The organism is Maribellus comscasis, assembly GCF_009762775.1.
Classification (GTDB): domain Bacteria; phylum Bacteroidota; class Bacteroidia; order Bacteroidales; family Prolixibacteraceae; genus Draconibacterium; species Draconibacterium comscasis.
This window is the reverse complement of sequence record NZ_CP046401.1, coordinates 3,980,818-4,000,744: the sequence shown is the minus strand read 5'-3', so window position 1 is coordinate 4,000,744 and position 19,927 is coordinate 3,980,818. Positions and strand designations below refer to the sequence as shown.

Sequence of the window (19,927 nt, the reverse complement as noted above, 5' to 3'; positions counted from 1 at the left end):
TTTAGCAAGTTAGGAACAAACGGGAGACATGAAAGTAATTTTCAGTTTCCCGTTTTTTTTACATTTTTGTTTTGTTAGGCAGGATTAATACAAAATTCTTGTATCTTTTGGATGTTAAGACCTTGATGATGATTCTATTTTCAACAAAAACAAAAATAAATATTGTATTTCAGGTTGTTCTGCTTACTATCGTTTGCTGTTTTCCGGTTAATGCTGACGAAGGCCACACGGGAGAACAGTATAAGTTTATGCATATTGACATAAACGACGGACTTTCCAATAACCAGGTAAGAGCGATTCTGAGAGACAGCAGGGGTTTTATGTGGTTTGGAACCGACCGTGGATTAAACCGTTTTGACGGAACCAATTTTAAAATCTATCTGAACAATTTATACGACTCTACATCCATTCCTTTTAATAGTATTGATTTTCTTTTTGAAGACATTGATCAGAATATTTGGATTCGTTCTCTCCAGAACTTTGTTATTTATGATCCTAAAAGTGAATCGTTTAAAAGAGCCGGAAATTATTATAAAAATACATCAATTCCATTAAACACTTTACAAAATCTGTTTAAAGACAGCGCTGGCAATATGTGGTTTGTAAACAGAGACTTCGGGCTCTATAAGTATTCACCAAAAAGCGAAAAAACAGATTCAATTCCGTATCCGAGAAATCCCGGGAAGGCCGGAAATAATAATTATCTTTATGGCATTGATGAAGATTCGCAAGGAAATCTCTGGGTTATTTCAAACTCAGGAGTAGTTCAAAAGATTGCTCCAAGTAACTTTCAAATTCTTGAAGAATTCGAACTGGATAAATGGCTGACAAGTGAAATCTACAGTTTCAGTTTGTTTGTTGACAGCGATGACGATGTCTGGATTTGTTCCCCCGGTAGTCCGAATGGTGTTTTTCATATCAGTTCTTCGGCTAATCAAATTCAAAACTATACAAATTCCTCTTATCCCATTCGCTTAAATAATAACCTCGTTTCATCGGTTGAAGAGGACGAAAACGGGAAAATCTGGCTGGCGACAGATCATGGTGGTATTAACATTATTGATAAAGAACACCAATCGGTTTCTTATATTGTAAATAACCGTGATGATCGATACAGCATCAGTCAAAACAGCGTTACCTATCTCTTTAAAGATTCCGAAGAAATTATTTGGGCAGGAACATATAAAAAAGGACTAAGCTACTATCATAGTAACCTGATTCGGTTTGGACATGTTAGTCACATTCCCTCTGACCCAAACAGCCTGCCATACAACGACGTGAACTGTTTTGTAGAAGACGGTAAAGGAAATTTATGGATTGGGACAAATGGTGGAGGTCTCATATATTTTGACCGGAAAAACAATTCATACAAAACATTCACATACGATCCCAATAATCCGGAAAGTATTAGCAACAATGTTATCGTTTCGCTTTTTATCGATCGGGCCGGAATACTGTGGATAGGAACGTACTTTGGCGGGCTCAACCGTTTTGACGGGAAAAAGTTCAAAACATTCAGGCACGATCCTTCAAATCCGTGGTCGTTAGCTGATGATCGTGTTTGGGAAATTTACGAAGACTCAAAACAAAATCTATGGATTGGAACTTTAAACGGCGGCCTTGACTTATTCGACCGCGAAAAAACCGAATTCTATCATTATAATACAGAAGATATCAATTCAGTGGGATCCAATTTTGTTGTTTCTATAATTGAAGACTCGCAAAACAATCTTTGGCTTGGAACTTCCGATGGACTGGACAGACTTGACCTCGGGACAAAACGTTTTTATCATTATACTCCGGAGCCCGGAACACATGGAAAATTGAGTGATAAAAATGCAATTGACTTACTTGAAGACGGGCGTGGATTTATATGGATAGCCACACACCAGGGGCTAAACGTTTTAGATAGAAATGAATCGCGTTTCAGAGTTTTAACAGAAAAAGACGGACTGGCAAGTTCCAATATAAAAACCATTCAGGAAGATCAACAAGGCAATATCTGGATATCGACCACAAATGGTATCTCAAAAATCTCGGTAGTAAATACGCAGCAACATCCTTCTCTTGATGACCTGAATATAAAAGTGAACAATTACAACATTCTGGATGGACTTCAGGGAAAAGAGTTTAATGAAAAAGCTGTATACCGGACACGCTCAGGAGAACTTATTTTTGGCGGGGCCAATGGATTTAACCTGTTTATCCCGGAAAAAATAAAAGAACAAAATACCGAAAATAAAATTATTCTCACTGAATTTAAAGTTTTTAATCAAAATGTCCCTGTTAATGTACCATTTAGAAATCGTATAATTCTTGAAAAATCGATTACCGAATACGATAAAATTACGCTCCGGCACAACGAAAATGTTTTTTCTTTTGAATTTGCAGCACTAAACTTCTTTCACCCGGAAAAAAACAGTTTTGAATACCGGCTTACAGGTTTTAACGATGAATGGCTCCCGGTAGATGAACGCTTAAACGACATTACTTTTACCAACCTCAACGCAGGAGAATATGAGCTGGAAATCAGGGTAACAGGAGATGGAGATGAATGGACAGAAATGCGGCCTCCGTTAACAATTGAAATCCTTCCTCCTTTTTGGAAAAGCATTTATGCATTTGTTCTTTATTTTGTGCTTTTTGCAGCCCTGGTCCTTTTTTCGAGAAGAATAATGCTCGAACGTCACAGACTAAAATTTGAAGCAGAACAGGAACATCGGGAAGCGGAAAGAATACAGCAGTTGGATGCTTTAAAAACCAAATTCTTTACCAATGTAAGCCATGAATTCAGAACCCCGCTTTCGTTGATAATTTCCCCCATCGAGAAACTAATTTCCCAAACTCATGATGAAAAAAACAGAAATCACCTGATATTGGTCCAGCGAAATGCACGAAGATTGCTAACCATGGTAAATCAACTGCTGGATTTTAGGAAAATGGAAGTTCAGAAACCGGAAGCCAAAAAAAATTGGGGTGATATGGTTAAATTTATTCATGAGGTTAGTTTATCATTTGAAGATCTGGCTCAAAACAAACAAATTGAGTTCGACTTCAAATCCAAAATACCGGCGTTTTTTACTTTCTTTGATAAAGACAAAACCGATAAAATTATTACCAACCTTCTCTCAAACGCATTTAAATTCACTCCCGAAAAAGGCAAAGTAAATCTCGACATTGAAATACCGGACCAAAATACAGAATCGAAAACTGCTACCGTACAAATAACTGTAAAAGACACCGGAATAGGAATTGCCCCCGAACAGCAAACCCGTATTTTCGACCGTTTTTACCAAAACGATTTACCTAATTCGATAACAAACCAGGGCAGCGGAATAGGGCTTTCCATGGTGAACGAGTATGTTACTATTTTGGGAGGTACGGTAAAAGTTGAAAGTATTGTCGGTAAAGGAAGTACATTTACAGTTCAATTGCCGGCTCAATTATTTTCCAAAGAAGAAATTGATTCCTATAAAAATCAGGTTACAGAAAGTAAAAAAGAGCTCTCTCAAAGCACCTTACAGGAAGAGGAAATTACACATAGTCATGCAAAAAAAACAGTTCTACTTGTTGAAGACAACCCTGATTTTCGTTTTTATTTAAAAGATAACTTAAAAAAGCTGTATAATATTTTTGAGGCTGAAAATGGTGAGCAGGGATGGGAATTGACAGAAAGTAAGCTTCCCGACATGGTTGTAAGCGATATTATGATGCCGGTTATGGATGGGCTTAAGTTGTGTACCACAATTAAAACCAACCGCAAAACCAAACATATTCCGGTAATTCTGCTTACTGCCAAAACTGAAACAGAACCGGTAGTTGAAGGTTTTGAATCAGGTGCTGACGACTATATTTCAAAACCTTTTGATTTTCGGATTCTTGAATCGAGAATTGAAAATCTGATCAATACGCGCGAACAACTCCGCTTGTCCTACCAGTCGATGATTGGTATTAATCCTGAAAAAATTGAAGTCAATTCGCAGGACGAGAAATTTATAAAAAAGGCACTCCAAACAGTTGAAACATACATCTCAGAATCTTCTTTCACCGTTGAAGATTTGAGCAAAGAATTGGGGATGAGCCGGGTAAGTTTGTACAAAAAAATGGTGGCACTAACCGGTAAAACCCCAATCGAATTTATTCGTATAATCAGGTTAAAAAGAGCCGCTGATCTTTTGCAATCGAGCCAGCTGACAGTTTCAGAAATAGCCTATCATGTAGGTTTTAATAATCCGCGTTACTTTTCAAAATATTTTGAAGAATTTTATGGAGAACTTCCTTCCGGGTACATTACAAAACACCGTCTTAAAAATATCAACATCTCCGACGACACCAGGAAAAAGTTTAGTTGATCCGCAAGCGCTTTCCTTTACAACAATTTGAAACGACTTCCGTTTTGATTTTATGTTTTCAAAACGACTAAAAACAATTTATTTAAAAATCCATTTCTTATTTTTGCCCTATGGCATTTCAAAACGAAATAAAAAAAGCACTTCAAATTACACTTCCCGGTGAGGCATCGCATAAAAAAATGCTTCCCCCGAGCCGCAAACTGCTCGCTGCACCCGAAAAAAGACACAAGCTGAAACACAGCAGTGTTTTACTGGCTTTATATGTTGAAAACAGCAATTTATACGGGTGCCTGATAAAAAGACCAAAACACATGAAACACCACGCCGGTCAGATTGCACTGCCGGGAGGCCGAATTGAGAAAGGTGAAAATGCAGTTGAAACCGCCCTGCGCGAAACCTACGAAGAAATAGGAGTTCACAAAAATCAGATTGAAATACTCGGAGTGCTTTCGGAGTTATACGTTGAAGTGAGCGGCTTCCTTATTCAACCAATTGTTGGCTGGCTAAATAAAAAACCAACCTTTAGCATTAACAAAGATGAAGTGGAAAAGATGGTTTTGTTCCCGATTTTGAAATATAAAAATCATTTTGAAAAGACGAGCATTAAAACCAACATAGGAGTTCTTGAAGTTCCCTGCATAAAATTTGACGGTGAAATTATTTGGGGGGCCACTGCTATGATTTTATCTGAATTTTATGATTTAATGGGCGATTTATCTTTTATTCAGGAATAACATTCAGGTAATGTTGGTAGTTGTTCAGCACTTTGGAAACGTATAAGTAAGCTTCTTCCCCTCGGCAGTATCCCCAACGAACAACAGGATCTTTGTAGTATTTTTCCGCTGATTTGTTTCGAAGATAAAAATCAACATTGTCGTCCCATATCTCGCTGTTTTTTTTATACTTCCGGGCAAGTCTTTGTGCATCTTTTACATGCCCCAAGCCCACATTATACGACGCAAGTACAAATTTTATCCTCTCTGTTGAATCCCTTACCGATTCGCTTAGTTGTTCATCCAGCCAGTCGAGTAAAAGAATACCCGCCCTGATATTTTGTTTCGGTCGTTCAAAATTCTCAACTCCCAGCGAACGTGCTGTAGAAGGCATGATTTGCATTAACCCGTAAGCTCCTGCCCATGACTCAGCCTGCGCATTAAAGCGTGATTCATGATAAGCAACTGATGCTATTAAACGCCAGTCACAACCGTATTCTTCTGATAATTCTTTAATATAATTATCGTACTTTGAAATATTTCCACCCGAAATACTGTGAAAATCACTCTCCAACCGCTCGGCAGTTCGTGGACTTTCAAAATATTTGTGGTATAAAACGTGGTATTTCCTTGACGTTTTAAACTTCGAAATCCAGTTATCTAGATATTCTTTCCACTCCTTTGAGTCCTTTCTTACAGCCCAGGCAATATTTTGCGGAAAACTTACTTTTAAAGAAACGTCAAGATTAGGATAGTACATTTTATTCAGCAATGCAATATTCTCATCGCAAACGGTATAATTAATTTCACCTTCAGCAACCAAAGCAATCAATTGTTCCACCCCGTAAACCGTATCCTGAACAATGTAAATATCTTCGCCTATTTCTTCCGAAAGATTTACCATTCTCCGGTAATAAGAGGTATTTTTCTGAACATGGATTTTTTTTCCGGCAAGTTCAAGAGTTGAATTCACATATACCGAATCCAATTGATTTTCACGACTCCGCTGCACTAAAACCTGTCGGGTTTGTTCCAAAGGGACTGTAAAATCAACCAAAGAATTTCGTTGTTTTGTTACGGTTAAATTTTTAGCGATTAAATCGAATCGTTTATTTTGAAGGCCATCAAACGTTTCAGCCAAATTATTGCTTACAACTATCTCAAGGTTCACTCCCAGGTCACTGGTTAATTGTTTTAACAATTCATATTTAAACCCCATTGGTTTTCCCCTGTATACAAAATAATTTGTTGAGTTATAATCGACAACTGCGCGTAATGTTCCGGTATTACGTATCCGCTCCAGATCGTTTGACTCCGACTGGACAGTTTCCTTCTTTTTCTTTTCCCTGCTCGTATGGTTACAGGAGAATAAACAGAGAAAACAAACCAACAAAAAGAAAATTTTTACAGTTGATTTTTTATGTAGAAAAAAATACTTCATCAATCATAAAAAGACCAGGCAACTCCAAATCTGAACGTCATTCGATTCATCGGGTAATGCGGGGTAGTAAAATACTCCCTTTCAATAAAACTGGTCCCTATATTAATCATTTTAAAGAAAAAACGGGTTCTTTTCAGCCTTAAAGTGGCGTAGGCATCAATATACGGAAAATTTCCTGTCTTTTTTTCATTCTGAAGGTAAAACAACCCCGTTGAAGGATCGTAGGCATCGGAATAAAATGAAGTATAATACCGGGTATCAACCCCCAACTGCGTGTATAATACTTTAGAAATAACAAACTGATAATAAGCTGAAACAAAAGCAGAAAAATCGGGAAGATGAATGTACTTCTCATTTGATACTTTTTGGTAAAGCAAGCGGGTTCTGAGATGCAAATTACGTGCACTAAAATCTTTATCAATATAGGCAGCAACTACAAGTAATTCTTCATTTGTTTGTGCAGGAATCCCAAGGGTGTCATTATAAATATAGTTGTTTATGAGGGCATAGTTGGCTCCAAGTTTCAGTCTGCGTTTTGGCATTTCAAAACTACCTTCTATGGTCATACTTTGTTCCATATCCAGGTTATTATCCCATTTTGAATGGTTTGAATAGAACTCTTCCTGAAAATAGTCCGGCACCGTATTCTCAATTGCTCCCCTAACTTTGAATGCTGCCAGAGAATCATTAAAAAGCCTTAATGGTTTTGAAATTATTCCTGATATTTCAGTTTGTCCGATATTCCTGCCAACCACATAAAATTTTCCTTCGGCATTCCATTGCCAAAAATTGCCTGTTTGCCTAAAAATACCTCCCCCGAGATATACATTAGAATATTTGCTAACCTGCGGTCGATTATAGACGTCAGGAATTGGTCCCGGATGTGTAACCTTAACAAATTCCTGCCCAATAAATGCCCGTTTCCCAAAACTCGTTTTCCTGTCCGGGTTTTCGTACTGCTTTATTTGAAAGACATTTGAAATCTTATTGAACCGAATAGAATCTTTCACATAATCATCACCAAAATAAGTATTTGGGAAAAAGGTATTTGTTGTATCTTCTTCATCAGTAAACTGTTTATAGTGGCGTTGGTATTCAACTGAATACATCAAGCCTACAATAGGCTTAAAAATTTCTGAAGGAGGCACAGGAGCTGCCCCCTCTTCGTCTTCAGGAAAAGGTTCTTCCGATGCAGGAATCGTATCTACTTTTATATGCCTCCCAAACCGATATTCTCCCGTTGCAAAAAAATACGTGTTGGTAAACTTCGACCGGGTGCTGTTTAAGTTAACATTCAAATACTCTGTTTCTCTGTCACTCAGCAATAAACTGTCAGCCTCCAATCCTCCATTCTCACTGTTTTGAATACTGTTAGCTATAAATCCCGCGTGTATTTTTAATTCATCTTTGTTATAGTTCGAGTACAGCGACACCAAATTATTTTTGCTATCCTGATAGTTATATTGACCATCAGAACGTGCCTGGTCATAACGGAATGTGAGATTTAAATATGGATTCACATTCTGAGTGTGAAGTACGTTAAATCTTGCTTCACTTTTCCGGCTTTTATTTTCGCTCTGACTATAATCCAAAACAGTATAAGGAGTGCGGGTATTATAATATTTTAGTTTTGATGGTGTTAAAAGATAAGCTTCCCTGGTACGCAGGAAAAAAAAGTCGATACCCGGTTTTCGTTCAAAAAAATTATTATCCAAATAGGGCAGACCATAATTTCCGAGATAAGTTGCTGTTATAGAATTTTTGTATACCGGATGATACAAACGAAAATCTTTCAGCATTGTATCTAACTTGCTTGAATCCTGAAAAGCTCCATAACCGGAAAGCTGCCATAATTTTATTTCAGGTTTAATTTCTTTTTGTGGTTTACCTGGCTGACTTTCTTCATCATTCATTAATTCGCTGGGCCGCTGTGAAAACACAAGCACAGGTAAAAAAGCAATTATGACAAAAAGAAGATATTTATTTATCTGTTTTCTCATGCGAACCAAGTAATTCGAGAACAAAACTAAAAAAAGCATCGATGTTAAACTGAAAACTTAGAAACTTTTCACGTTAATTAACAACATTTACACACAGTAAAGCCCGTGCTCAAGTAAGAACACGGGCTTCAATAAATTTGGCAGCGACCTACTCTCCCACTTTTACGCAGTACCATCGGCGCTGGCGGGCTTAACTTCTCTGTTCGGAATGGGAAGAGGTGGTGCCCCGCCGCTATAGCCACCTAAAATCTTTATGGCTTACATCTCCTCTTGTAAAGAGATACCAATTTAATATCTTAAGGCAGTTGGGAAAAGAAAAAATAAATTTGTCAATACAAGGACCAATTCGTAAAAAAGTTCTCGGGCAATTAGTACTGCTCGGCTTTGCCATTACTGACTTTACACCTGCAGCCTATCAACGTAGTCGTCTCCTACGGCCCTTAAGGGAGATCTCATCTTGAGGTGAGCTTCGCGCTTAGATGCTTTCAGCGCTTATCTCGTCCACACATAGCTACCCTGCAATGCAGCTGGCGCCACAACAGGTACACTAGCGGTATGTCCAACGCGGTCCTCTCGTACTAGTGTCAGGTCCTCTCAAATCTCCTACGCCCACAACAGATAGGGACCGAACTGTCTCACGACGTTCTGAACCCAGCTCGCGTGCCACTTTAATGGGCGAACAGCCCAACCCTTGGGACCTTCTCCAGCCCCAGGATGTGACGAGCCGACATCGAGGTGCCAAACCGCTCCGTCGATATGAGCTCTTGGGAGCGATCAGCCTGTTATCCCCGGAGTACCTTTTATCCTTTGAGCGATGGCCCTTCCATACGGAACCACCGGATCACTATGCTCTAGTTTCCTACCTGATCGACCCGTCGGTCTCACAGTCAAGCACCCTTATACCATTATACTCTGCGACCGGTTACCAATCGGCCTGAGGGTACCTTTAGAAGCCTCCGTTACGCTTTTGGAGGCGACCACCCCAGTCAAACTACCCACCACGCAATGTCCTCCGTGAGGAGTTAGGCGCCAAGTAAGCAAAGGGACGTATTTCAAGGATGGCTCCCCGATTCCTGGCGAAACCGGTTCATAGCCTCCGTCCTATCCTACACATCACTTACCCAGAGTCAATGCGAAGCTGCAGTAAAGGTTCACGGGGTCTTTCCGTCCCGTTGCGGGTAAACGGCATCTTCACCGTTACTACAATTTCACCGAGCTCGCGGCCGAGACAGTGCCCAGATCGTTACACCATTCGTGCAGGTCGGAACTTACCCGACAAGGAATTTCGCTACCTTAGGACCGTTATAGTTACGGCCGCCGTTTACCGGGGCTTCGATTCAATGCTTCTCCGAAGATAACATCCCCTCTTAACCTTCCGGCACCGGGCAGGTGTCAGGCCCTATACGTCATCTTGCGATTTAGCAGAGCCCTGTGTTTTTGATAAACAGTCGCCTGGGCCATTTCTCTGCGGCCAACCATGCGGTTGGCTCCCCTTCTCCCGAAGTTACGGGGTCATTTTGCCTAGTTCCTTAGCCGCGAATCACTCGAGCGCCTCAGGATTCTCTCCTTGACTACCTGTGTCGGTTTACGGTACGGGCGTCCATGCTCGCTTTTCTTGGAAGGGAATTCATTACTTCGCTTCGCCCGAAGGCTAGGCTCAACGTACTATTCCGTCAGTACCTAGCAACTACTTCCCTCCGTCACTTTTAATGCATGGCCGGCGCAGGAATATTAACCTGCTGTCCATCGGCTTCCCCATTCGGGTACACCTTAGGTCCCGGCTTACCCTGATCCGATTAGCGTTGATCAGGAAACCTTAGTCTATCGGCGAGGGGGTTTCCCACCCCCTTTATCGTTACTTATGCCTACATTTGCTTTTCCAGGCGTTCCAACATAACTCACGTTACATCTTCAACACACCTGGAATGCTCCCCTACCACTTGTATTACTACAAATCCATAGCTTCGGTGGTATGCTTATGCCCGATTATCATCCATGCCCAGCCGCTCGACTAGTGAGCTGTTACGCACTCTTTAAATGAATGGCTGCTTCCAAGCCAACATCCTAGCTGTCTCTGCAGCCGGACCTCGTTTGTTCAACTTAGCATACACTTGGGGACCTTAGCTGATGGTCCGGGTTCTTTCCCTTTCGGACACGGACCTTAGCACCCATGCCCTCACTCCTGTAAATCATTTTACAGCATTCGGAGTTTGTCTGGATTTGATAGGCGGCGAAGCCCTCGCATCCAATCAGTAGCTCTACCTCTGCAAAACTTTTACAAGGCTGCACCTAAATGCATTTCGGGGAGTACGAGCTATTTCCCAGTTTGATTGGCCTTTCACCCCTACCCACAGCTCATCCAAAAGCTTTTCAACGCTTCCTGGTTCGGTCCTCCATGATGTGTTACCATCACTTCAACCTGGCCATGGGTAGATCACAAGGTTTCGCGTCTAGCGCCACTAACTTTACGCCCTGTTCAGACTCGCTTTCGCTTCGGGTACACCTCTTAAAGGCTTAGCCTCGCTAGTGACGACTAACTCGTAGGCTCATTATGCAAAAGGCACGCAGTCATCCGTATAAATACAGACTCCTACCGCTTGTAAGCGTACGGTTTCAGGTACTATTTCACTCCCCTGTTCGGGGTGCTTTTCACCTTTCCCTCACGGTACTTGTTCGCTATCGGTCTCTCAGGAGTATTTAGCCTTACCAGATGGTCCTGGCTGTTTCAGACAGGGTTTCTCGTGCCCCGCCCTACTCAGGGTACTGCTAGGATAATATTTCTTACGTATACAGGACTGTCACCTCCTTGGGTTGGCTTTTCCAAAACCATTCTACTTCAAAATATATCTCCATATCGCAGCCCTACAACCCCGGTCATGCCGAAACAAAACCGGTTTGGGCTAATCCCATTTCGCTCGCCACTACTCTGGGAATCACTATTGTTTTCTCTTCCTGTGGGTACTTAGATGTTTCAGTTCCCCACGTTTGCCTCCAGGTTACCCCGGATATCCTAATGGATGGGTTGCCCCATTCGGGTATCTGCGGATCGATTCATATTTGCCAATCCCCGCAGCTTTTCGCAGCTTGTCACGCCCTTCATCGCCTCTGAGAGCCTAGGCATCCTCCGTACGCCCTTTGTAACTTTCTTTTTGAATCCTCGTATTGATTCGTCTTTATTTTTCTTTGTGTCGTCTCATTGTGATTTGACTCATTTTCCCAACATGCCAAAGAACTTTATCAGCTAGTAGTATGTAATGTACAAAGTACCTTTACTTTTCCACCGCTAAACGCAGATAACCAGGGAATCGAACCCTAACATCAGGCACCAGCCTTATCCTCTGCAGTTTCAAGTTGCACCTCCCTTGTTTCAGATTGTGCTTTTATATAAACTTGTCCTGCTTTGTTCAGTATTTCATTTTTTTTGAACGCATGCCACTTGCGTGGACTTTCTTTTTTTCCGACTTTTCAGCCTCCGTGGAGAATAAGGGAGTCGAACCCTTGACCTCTAGAATGCAAATCTAGCGCTCTAGCCAACTGAGCTAATCCCCCAAGTCTGTAAGTTTCGAGTTTAGGGTTCAATGTTCAAAATATTCTTTCAACTTTAAACTCTGAACTTTAAACTTTAAACTGAGCAGTAGTCCCGCCCAGACTTGAACTGGGGACCCCTACATTATCAGTGTAGTACTCTAACCAGCTGAGCTACGGGACTCTATATTATAGAGCTCCGTCTTGCGAGTTTAAAGTTTCGAGTTGCAATTCTTTGAACTTTGAACTTTAAACTTTGAACTCTATCTGTAATATCTTAAAAAAAGCAAGGACCAAATTGTTAACTTCCTCCGTTTTAACCTAAACTCCAGAAAGGAGGTGTTCCAGCCACACCTTCCGGTACGGCTACCTTGTTACGACTTAACCCCAGTCACTGGTTTTACCCTAGGCCGCTCCTCTCGGTCACAGACTTCAGGCACCCCCAGCTCCCATGGTTTGACGGGCGGTGTGTACAAGGCCCGGGAACGTATTCACCGCGCCATGGCTGATGCGCGATTACTAGCGAATCCAACTTCATGGAGTCGGGTTGCAGACTCCAATCCGAACTGGGATCGGCTTTTGGGATTAGCATCACATCGCTGTGTAGCTGCCCTTTGTACCGACCATTGTAACACGTGTGTAGCCCTGGACATAAGGGCCGTGCTGATTTGACGTCATCCCCACCTTCCTCTCACCTTACGGTGGCAGTCCCGCTAGAGTCCCCGGCTTGACCCGATGGCAACTAACGGTAAGGGTTGCGCTCGTTATGGGACTTAACCCGACACCTCACGGCACGAGCTGACGACAACCATGCAGCACCTTGTAAATAGCCCCGAAGGGAAAGACTGTTTCCAATCTATACAATCTACATTTAAGCCCAGGTAAGGTTCCTCGCGTATCATCGAATTAAACCACATGTTCCTCCGCTTGTGCGGGCCCCCGTCAATTCCTTTGAGTTTCAACCTTGCGATCGTACTCCCCAGGTGGTTCACTTAATGCTTTCGCTCAGCCGCTTACTGTGTATCGCAAACAGCGAGTGAACATCGTTTACAGCGTGGACTACCAGGGTATCTAATCCTGTTCGCTCCCCACGCTTTCGTGCCTCAGTGTCAGTAATGGTTTAGTAAGCTGCCTTCGCAATCGGCGTTCTGTGTCATATCTATGCATTTCACCGCTACACAACACATTCCGCCTACCTCAACCATACTCAAGACTCACAGTATCAATGGCAATTCTACCGTTAAGCGGCAGTATTTCACCACTGACTTACAAGCCCACCTGCGCACCCTTTAAACCCAATGAATCCGGATAACGCTTGCATCCTCCGTATTACCGCGGCTGCTGGCACGGAGTTAGCCGATGCTTATTCCTATGCTACCGGCAACACCCTACACGTAGAGTGGTTTCTTGGCATAGAAAAGCAGTTTACAACCCATAGGGCCGTCATCCTGCACGCGGGATGGCTGGTTCAGGCTCGCGCCCATTGACCAATATTCCTCACTGCTGCCTCCCGTAGGAGTCTGGTCCGTGTCTCAGTACCAGTGTGGGGGATAATCCTCTCAGAACCCCTAAAGATCGTCGCCTAGGTGAGCCTTTACCTCACCTACCAGCTAATCTTACGCATGCCCATCTTATACCACCAAAGTTTTAATTATTTTTCCATGCGAAAAAATAATACTATGGAGTATTAATCCACGTTTCCATGGGCTATCCTCCTGTATAAGGCAGGTTGCATACGCGTTACGCACCCGTGCGCCGGTCGCCACCAGACCGAAGTCCGTGCTGCCCCTCGACTTGCATGTGTTAAGCCTCCCGCTAGCGTTCATCCTGAGCCAGGATCAAACTCTCCGTTGTATATATAAAAAGTTTAAATATCTTTCGCTCAGGTTAAATCCTCTTAGAAATTAACAAAGTTGGAAAACCTTGCTTTTTTGTGCTTCAAAATTTGAAAGAACTTCCCATAAAAAATCAGCACCCAATCTTTCTCAATCTAACCAAATGCTGACATCTATGTTTCTCAATATTTTTCCCCGACTTCATCTCTCTCTCTACCTCTATCTAACTCTATATCCGTCGGAACGTTTTTCCCTTTCGGGGCGGCAAAGGTAATCACTTTTTTATTCCTGCCAAACTTTTTCTTGATTTTTTCAAAATATTTTTTGGCTTTTTTCTCCAGTTTTGCACTTGTTAAGTGCACCACTTTTTCTTCTATCCAATCACCTTTTCATTTTCTCAATGAACCCGCTCTCTGAAAGCGGCTGCAAATATAGACAGCCTTTTTTAATCACCAAAACTTTTTGCAGTTTTTTTCGACCTTTTTTTTCAGAAAACTTTACGATCCAGAGTCGATTACTTAGTAATCTTCATCTCTTGTTTAATTACCTCTCAATTTCTCAATGAACCTGCCCTAAAAGCGGATGCAAAAGTAGACAAGGTTTTGAAACTTCCAAATAAAAAATGAGATTATTTTAAGGATATTTTGAAGGCAAACAAACAATGAATTGAAAATCAATATTATTACCCGAAATATTTTTCTAGAAAATTTTTAATGCAGCAGATTTAAAAAGGCAAAACACCGTTGTACCGACGTCGAGATTCATATTTTGTCTTGATGCTTCAGTGATCTCCACCAACACTTTTTCGCCCGCATTTACCAAACAAAACGACAAACCATCCTTTGAAAAAATCTTCTCAATGGTTCCTTTTATTTGGTTACGAAGCGAAATTTGGGCGATCGACTGCAAAGAAATAGAGATATCTTCCGGGCGAATTAGTACTTTCTTTTTTTGTTCGATCTCAATTTTTCCATGAAACGGCTGGCATAAAACCTGAACCTGGAAATCATTTTTCTCACTTTTTAGTAAAACGAGGTCGCGGTTAGGCAACTTTGCAAAAACAAATAAATCGAATACATTGTATAAACCGGCGCCTTTCATTATTCCAATATTGGCCTCATCAAGAATTAAATCCTGAAAATTCCCAAGCGCCTGAACTTTTCCATCCTTTAATAATAAAAGATGGTTGGTTAAACTCAGTAAATCGGGTAAATCGTGACTAACAATTAACATCGGAATATTAAATCGTTTGTTAATTGTGTTCAGAAAAGGAATAATATTATTACGCAAATTAACATCTACCGCAGAAAAGGGCTCGTCCATAATTAATATTTGGGCGCCACTTAACAAAGCCCGGCCAATAGCAATGCGTTGTTTTTCGCCGCCTGAACATTCTGAAGGTTTCTTCTGAAGCAGCGATTTTATATTTAATATATCAGTGAGTTCTTCAAAATTTATTCTTTCTGAACTCCTTTTATTGATCCCGAATTTCAAATTCCGGATTACCGATAAGTGCGGAAAAAGTCGTACATCCTGAAAAACGTAGCCAATTTTCCGGTCTTTTGTCGGGAGGTTTATTTTTTGCTCTGAATTAAAAACGGTATTTCCGTTTATATGAATAAATCCGGAATCAGGTTTTACCAATCCGGCAACTGAATTTAACAAACTGGTTTTTCCATGTCCTGACGGACCGTAAACGCCGGTAATTCCATTTTCAATTTCGGCTCCAACATCTAAAAGAAAACCATTCCGCTGCAATTTTATGTCGAATTTCAAAAACGGATTCATAGTTTTCGTTTTAAAATTCGTTTGTTTAAATATTCAGCACCAATCATTGCAAGCAAAGAAAGAACTACCGAAACAACAACCAAACGCAAAGTTGAAGACTCCTGGCCGGGAACCTGCATGGCTGAAAAAATGGCAAGTGGCAAGGTTTGCGTTTCGCCTGAAATATTTCCGGCAAAAGAAATGGTAGCTCCAAATTCGCCCAAACTTCTGGCAAAAGCCAAAATTGCACCACTAATTACTCCGGGCAAAGCCAATGGCAATGTTATTGTAAAAAACACACGCAAATTTGATGCGCCCAGAGTTCGCGCAGCTTCCTCGTAGTTTTTATCAACCAACTCAATGGAAAGACGAATGGAGCGCGTAACCAGCGGAAACGACACAACAATCGCAGCAATAATCGCTGCCGGGAATGAAAAAGCGATTTTTATTCCGAGGTGATGATAAAAAAAACTCCCCAGCCAACCGTTGGTTCCGAAAACGACGAGCAGAATATAACCCGTTGTTACCGGGGGTAAAACCAGCGGCAAATGCAAAAATCCTTCAACAAAAGCTTTTCCGAAAAATTGTTTGCGGGCCAGAAACCAGCCAATAAAAATAGCAAACGGCAAGACAAAAAGCGTGCATACCAACGCGACTTTTAGTGAAAGTTGAATCGCAGTTAGCTCAGATGAAGAATATGTAAAGAGTCCATTCAAATTCTGACTTAATGCGTAAAACCGTATTTCCCCCAAACCGAAAGCACTTCTTCCGAACTGATAAATTTATATAAGTTATCCGATAAATCGGTTTTCTGCCCCTTTATTTCCGTCATGTAATAATTCACAGGCTCATGCAGCGAATCGGGAAACTCAGTAATAATTTTTACTTTCCCCGACTTTAATGCATCGGTTTTGTATACAATACCGGCTTCAACTTCTCCCATCTCAACCACCATCAATGCCGAACGAACATCTTTTGCTGGCAAAAACCGCGGTTCCAATTCTTCTTCGCAACCTAAACTTTTCAATAATTGCAAAGCATAACTTCCGGCCGGCACATGATTTGGGTCGCCAACCGAAAGCCGTCCTTCAAACAATTCCGGTAAATTCATTTCAGAAGAATAAGCAACCGGTTCCAGAGAACTTGAGCCGGGAGCAATTAAAACCATAGAATTTCCGGCAATTTCCTTTTCTGTTTCAGGAATAGTAAATGAAAGTTTATTCAGATAGTCGAGCCACTTTTTATTCGCCGAAATAAAAATAACAGGTGTGGCTCCGTGTTCAATTTGCCTGGCCAGCGTACCTGACGAAGCAAAATTGATTTTTACTTCCACATTGTTCTTCTTTTCAAAATCAGAAGTAATCTCCGAAATAACATCGGTTAAACTGGCGGCACAAAACAAAACCAACTCGCTTTTTGCATTCTTTTTTTTGGTTGCACAGCCGGCAAAAAAAATCGCTGCTACTATTATATATATATAGTATTTCATATTTTGAGGTTAAAATATAAAATCAATTATACATTTTCCGCTTTAACACCTAAAATTTGTTCGGTAAAATTTTTAACGTCTTCAGTGAAACTTAACATTCTTACTAAATCAGAAGCCCCGGGTTCCGGAGTATCCAAAACTTCCAGCGAACAAAAATTCATAAATTTATTTATAAAACGAGCTTCAGCCGAAAAAGTATCCGGAACCTCAACCTGCTTTTTTAACAGATGTAACATGGAACCAATACTTGAATGTTCGGGCATAATACCAAGTTTCATACAGAGTGCAGTGAGATAATTTTCAATGGCCAGGCCAATTAAATTGTATACCACATGGTTTCCGAGCCTTTTTTTGTTAAAGGCACCAAAAGCAGCTTTTGAATAACTTGCTGCCTCATCGTAATATTTTTTCCATTCTTCCATTTTTCCGGTTTTTTAGATTTTTATATTGTGAACTGAATTCCTAATACAGCATAATTCCCAGGTGTTTCTTCATCGCTGATGTAATGATTCTTTGTTCCATCGCCATCGTGAAATATATAATGCAGGTTTACCTTTATATTTTTTGGCTTTGAAATGAGGTTAACTCCGAGATCCGTTATTTTGTCGCTCCCGTCAAAAAAAGAAGCATCAGAATAATTATCATCTCCTTTAAAAACCTGATACATGGCCACAGGCTCCAAAATCCAATTCTTCTTGAGGAAAATATTATAGCCCACTCGTCCCATCGCACACTCTGCATTGTATTTCGATTCATTTTTCCGGGACAATCGGTAATATTCACCATCCATTTTCAGGCCTCCCAAATAAATGGTTGCATCAGCGCCAATCGTTGAAGAAGATTCAAATGCGTCAGTTTCTCCCTGTTTTGAGAATCCAACTCCCAAGGTCGCACTTTTTTGTTTTTTTAAAACATTATTTGAAAAAGTGTATTTATACTTCTGAAATTCATCGTCTCCAAAATTCAACATAAAATGCCCCAGCACCACCGGCGACCAGCTTTCTGTCTGAATACTTGTTTTATCCTGCCGGTTGACACACGACAAATTATATAATAACGTTGGTGTACCAATTTTGCCCATTCCTCCGATGTTTATTCCCGGGGAAATTCCATTGGTTTTACCCGTTACAAACTGACGGAGGTAGCACGAAGTTTCGGCTTTATCGAGCGAACTCACACTCCATGGTGAATTTGTTGACTCGCGACTCAAGTGCGGCAAAAAATAACCTCCTGTAATATTCAGCCAATCGTTTTCAGAATTTAACTTCCACGTAAAATAAAAACTCCAGATACTAAAGGTTCCGGCATTTGCAGTTCCTTTGGTAGAAAGGTTTTCGTCTTTTGCCAGATAATCAAACGACACCATAAGATTGTAACTTATTTCAGGCAATAAATTCCCCTTTAATCCGGCACGCCCCCTTCTGAAATAGGAAGCTAAACGCTCTTGAGTGCGTGCTCCATCTGCCGACTGAATTCCTTCGCTGTAAGCATTCCAAAACTGTACCTTTAAATAAGGTGATATGGTAGGTTTAAACTTTTCTTCATCGGGCTTTTCCCCAAAAACAAGTTGTTTCAGAAAAAAAACCAACAACAGGGTTAGCATTATTTTAAACTTCATACTGAAAAATTAAATTGTTTTGTTTGAATTAAATTTTGAATTTCAGTGAAGTTCAGGTCTCGTTTTAATTGGGTTGATAGCGATTTGATTTTTACAACCAAATCAGTGGTTTCGGTTTTCGATAAAAAAATATTGCGTTTAGCAAGGAAATCGGTGAGTGCTCCTGTTCCGGAATGTTTCCCGATAACAAATATAGTTTCCTTCCCGATTTCTTCCGGGTTGAAAGGTTGATAAGTGAGTAAGTTTTCTTTCAGGCTGCGACAATGAATGCCCGATTCGTGCGAGAAGGCCATCTCGCCGGTTACCGGTTTTGAAATGGGCAATTTCCGTCCTGAAATTTTTTCGACAAAGGCGGAGAGTTCGGTTAAAAGCTTTCCGTTAAAATCCAGGTTTATACCATACGAGTATTTGAGGGCAAAAATAACTTCTTCCAAAGGCGCGTTTCCTGCGCGTTCGCCAAGTCCGTTTACGGTTAAACTTACCGAAGAAGCACCTGAAGTTAATGCCACTGCATGATTTGCTGTTGCCATTCCCAAATCGTTGTGCCCGTGAAACTCAAAATCCGTTTCAGGAAATGTGCCCGCAAGAATACTAAAAAGATTTTGTACGCTCAACGGGTTCATCACACCAACGGTGTCGGCAATCCGTATTCGTTTGGCGCCAAAATATTTTACAGCAGAAATGTATTCTTTCAAAAACTCAACATCAGCACGCGAAGCATCCTGCGCACCAACGGCAACAAATTCAAAAGAGTCGGCGGCAAATTCCATTATTTCAGGAATGGAATCCATTACCCAACTTCTTGATTTTCCGATGGCCTTCAACTGAACATCGGAAACAGGAAAGGAAAGGTTGACACGTTTTGCACCGCAGTTTAACGAAGCTTCCAAGTCATTTTTTGTAGCCCGTGCCCAGCAAGTTGACTGAAAGGAAAATCCCTGATTAATAAGACAACGAATGTCGTTCTGTTCGTTTTTCCCAATTGCCGGAGTTCCAATTTCAAGTTCCGGAATTCCGATTTCATCTAAACGGCGGGCAACCTCGACTTTTTCTTTCAAAGAAAAAACCACACCTGGTGCTTGCTCTCCGTCGCGTAACGTTGTATCGATTAGATGTGGTTTTTTCATTTGTTTTAAAAATTAATTTTTAAAATTTTAAAAAAGAGGGGGAGTATAACGAAGTGAAAT

The 19,927-nt window shown here is 41.0% G+C and carries 11 protein-coding genes, 2 tRNA genes and 3 rRNA genes; 2 read left to right on the top strand and 14 right to left on the bottom strand.

The window, feature by feature from the left end; translation table 11 throughout:
- Nucleotides 1–125: 125 nt before the first annotated feature.
- The gene (locus GM418_RS15800) at nucleotides 126–4,352 is read left to right on the top strand and encodes a two-component regulator propeller domain-containing protein (protein ID WP_158868001.1); all 4,227 of its coding nucleotides are present in this window, start codon (nucleotides 126–128) and stop codon (nucleotides 4,350–4,352) included.
- Between the two features lie 110 nt (nucleotides 4,353–4,462).
- Nucleotides 4,463–5,086 (top strand): NUDIX hydrolase, encoded by a 624-nt coding sequence (locus tag GM418_RS15795; RefSeq protein WP_158867999.1) that lies wholly within the window; start codon nucleotides 4,463–4,465, stop codon nucleotides 5,084–5,086.
- Here the strand turns inward: GM418_RS15795 and GM418_RS15790 are convergent.
- The 14 genes from GM418_RS15790 to GM418_RS15725 all read right to left on the bottom strand — a co-directional run bounded on the left by GM418_RS15790 (nucleotide 5,073) and on the right by GM418_RS15725 (nucleotide 19,867).
- Nucleotides 5,073–6,458, bottom strand: a complete 1,386-nt coding sequence (locus GM418_RS15790; protein ID WP_246222735.1) for an MltF family protein — start codon at nucleotides 6,456–6,458, stop codon at nucleotides 5,073–5,075. The two genes, GM418_RS15795 and GM418_RS15790, sit on opposite strands and share 14 nt — an antisense overlap.
- A 47-nt stretch (nucleotides 6,459–6,505) precedes the next feature.
- Nucleotides 6,506–8,506 carry a putative porin gene (locus GM418_RS15785; protein WP_158867995.1) on the bottom strand — a complete coding sequence of 667 codons (2,001 nt, stop codon included), beginning with the start codon at nucleotides 8,504–8,506 and terminating at the stop codon, nucleotides 6,506–6,508.
- A 135-nt stretch (nucleotides 8,507–8,641) separates the two neighbouring features.
- Nucleotides 8,642–8,752: ribosomal RNA gene (gene rrf / locus GM418_RS15780) — 5S ribosomal RNA — on the bottom strand.
- A 102-nt stretch (nucleotides 8,753–8,854) separates the two neighbouring features.
- A 23S ribosomal RNA gene (locus GM418_RS15775) occupies nucleotides 8,855–11,654 on the bottom strand.
- 327 nt (nucleotides 11,655–11,981) lie between these two features.
- Nucleotides 11,982–12,055 (bottom strand) — tRNA-Ala (locus GM418_RS15770).
- A gap of 86 nt (nucleotides 12,056–12,141) precedes the next feature.
- Nucleotides 12,142–12,215, bottom strand: a tRNA-Ile gene (locus GM418_RS15765).
- 148 nt (nucleotides 12,216–12,363) lie between these two features.
- Nucleotides 12,364–13,885, bottom strand: a 16S ribosomal RNA gene (locus tag GM418_RS15760).
- Together the 16S, 23S and 5S rRNA genes with 2 tRNA genes alongside form the textbook arrangement of a ribosomal RNA operon.
- 163 nt (nucleotides 13,886–14,048) lie before the next feature.
- Entirely contained in the window at nucleotides 14,049–14,231 is a 183-nt protein-coding gene (locus GM418_RS15755) for a hypothetical protein (RefSeq protein WP_158867993.1), read from the bottom strand.
- A gap of 334 nt (nucleotides 14,232–14,565) precedes the next feature.
- Complete coding sequence (gene modC / locus GM418_RS15750) at nucleotides 14,566–15,654, bottom strand: molybdenum ABC transporter ATP-binding protein (RefSeq protein WP_158867991.1); 1,089 nt, start codon at nucleotides 15,652–15,654, stop codon at nucleotides 14,566–14,568.
- A complete protein-coding gene (gene modB, locus GM418_RS15745) occupies nucleotides 15,651–16,349 on the bottom strand; it encodes a molybdate ABC transporter permease subunit (protein WP_158867989.1) in 699 nt (232 codons plus the stop codon). Before modB ends, modC begins: the two co-directional genes overlap by 4 nt.
- An 8-nt stretch (nucleotides 16,350–16,357) precedes the next feature.
- Nucleotides 16,358–17,122: a molybdate ABC transporter substrate-binding protein gene (gene modA, locus GM418_RS15740; RefSeq protein ID WP_158867987.1), complete on the bottom strand. Its 765-nt coding sequence runs from the start codon at nucleotides 17,120–17,122 to the stop codon at nucleotides 16,358–16,360.
- Nucleotides 17,123–17,148: 26 nt separating this feature from the next.
- Nucleotides 17,149–17,544, bottom strand: a complete 396-nt coding sequence (locus tag GM418_RS15735) for a hypothetical protein (RefSeq protein WP_158867985.1) — start codon at nucleotides 17,542–17,544, stop codon at nucleotides 17,149–17,151.
- A 20-nt stretch (nucleotides 17,545–17,564) separates the two neighbouring features.
- A complete protein-coding gene (locus tag GM418_RS15730) occupies nucleotides 17,565–18,740 on the bottom strand; it encodes a porin (protein ID WP_158867983.1) in 1,176 nt (391 codons plus the stop codon).
- Nucleotides 18,737–19,867: a homocitrate synthase/isopropylmalate synthase family protein gene (locus GM418_RS15725; RefSeq protein WP_158867981.1), complete on the bottom strand. Its 1,131-nt coding sequence runs from the start codon at nucleotides 19,865–19,867 to the stop codon at nucleotides 18,737–18,739. Before GM418_RS15725 ends, GM418_RS15730 begins: the two co-directional genes overlap by 4 nt.
- Nucleotides 19,868–19,927: the final 60 nt, after the last annotated feature.

Bases quoted from the DNA above. Each gene is read 5' to 3' on its own strand.
- GM418_RS15735 (WP_158867985.1), bottom strand. From the start codon at position 17,544: ATGGAAGAATGGAAAAAATATTACGATGAGGCAGCAAGTTATTCAAAA.
- GM418_RS15725 (WP_158867981.1), bottom strand. From the start codon at position 19,867: ATGAAAAAACCACATCTAATCGATACAACGTTACGCGACGGAGAGCAA.
- GM418_RS15800 (WP_158868001.1), top strand. From the start codon at position 126: ATGATGATTCTATTTTCAACAAAAACAAAAATAAATATTGTATTTCAG.
- GM418_RS15785 (WP_158867995.1), bottom strand. From the start codon at position 8,506: ATGAGAAAACAGATAAATAAATATCTTCTTTTTGTCATAATTGCTTTT.
- modC (WP_158867991.1), bottom strand. From the start codon at position 15,654: ATGAATCCGTTTTTGAAATTCGACATAAAATTGCAGCGGAATGGTTTT.
- GM418_RS15795 (WP_158867999.1), top strand. From the start codon at position 4,463: ATGGCATTTCAAAACGAAATAAAAAAAGCACTTCAAATTACACTTCCC.
- modA (WP_158867987.1), bottom strand. From the start codon at position 17,122: ATGAAATACTATATATATATAATAGTAGCAGCGATTTTTTTTGCCGGC.
- GM418_RS15730 (WP_158867983.1), bottom strand. From the start codon at position 18,740: ATGAAGTTTAAAATAATGCTAACCCTGTTGTTGGTTTTTTTTCTGAAA.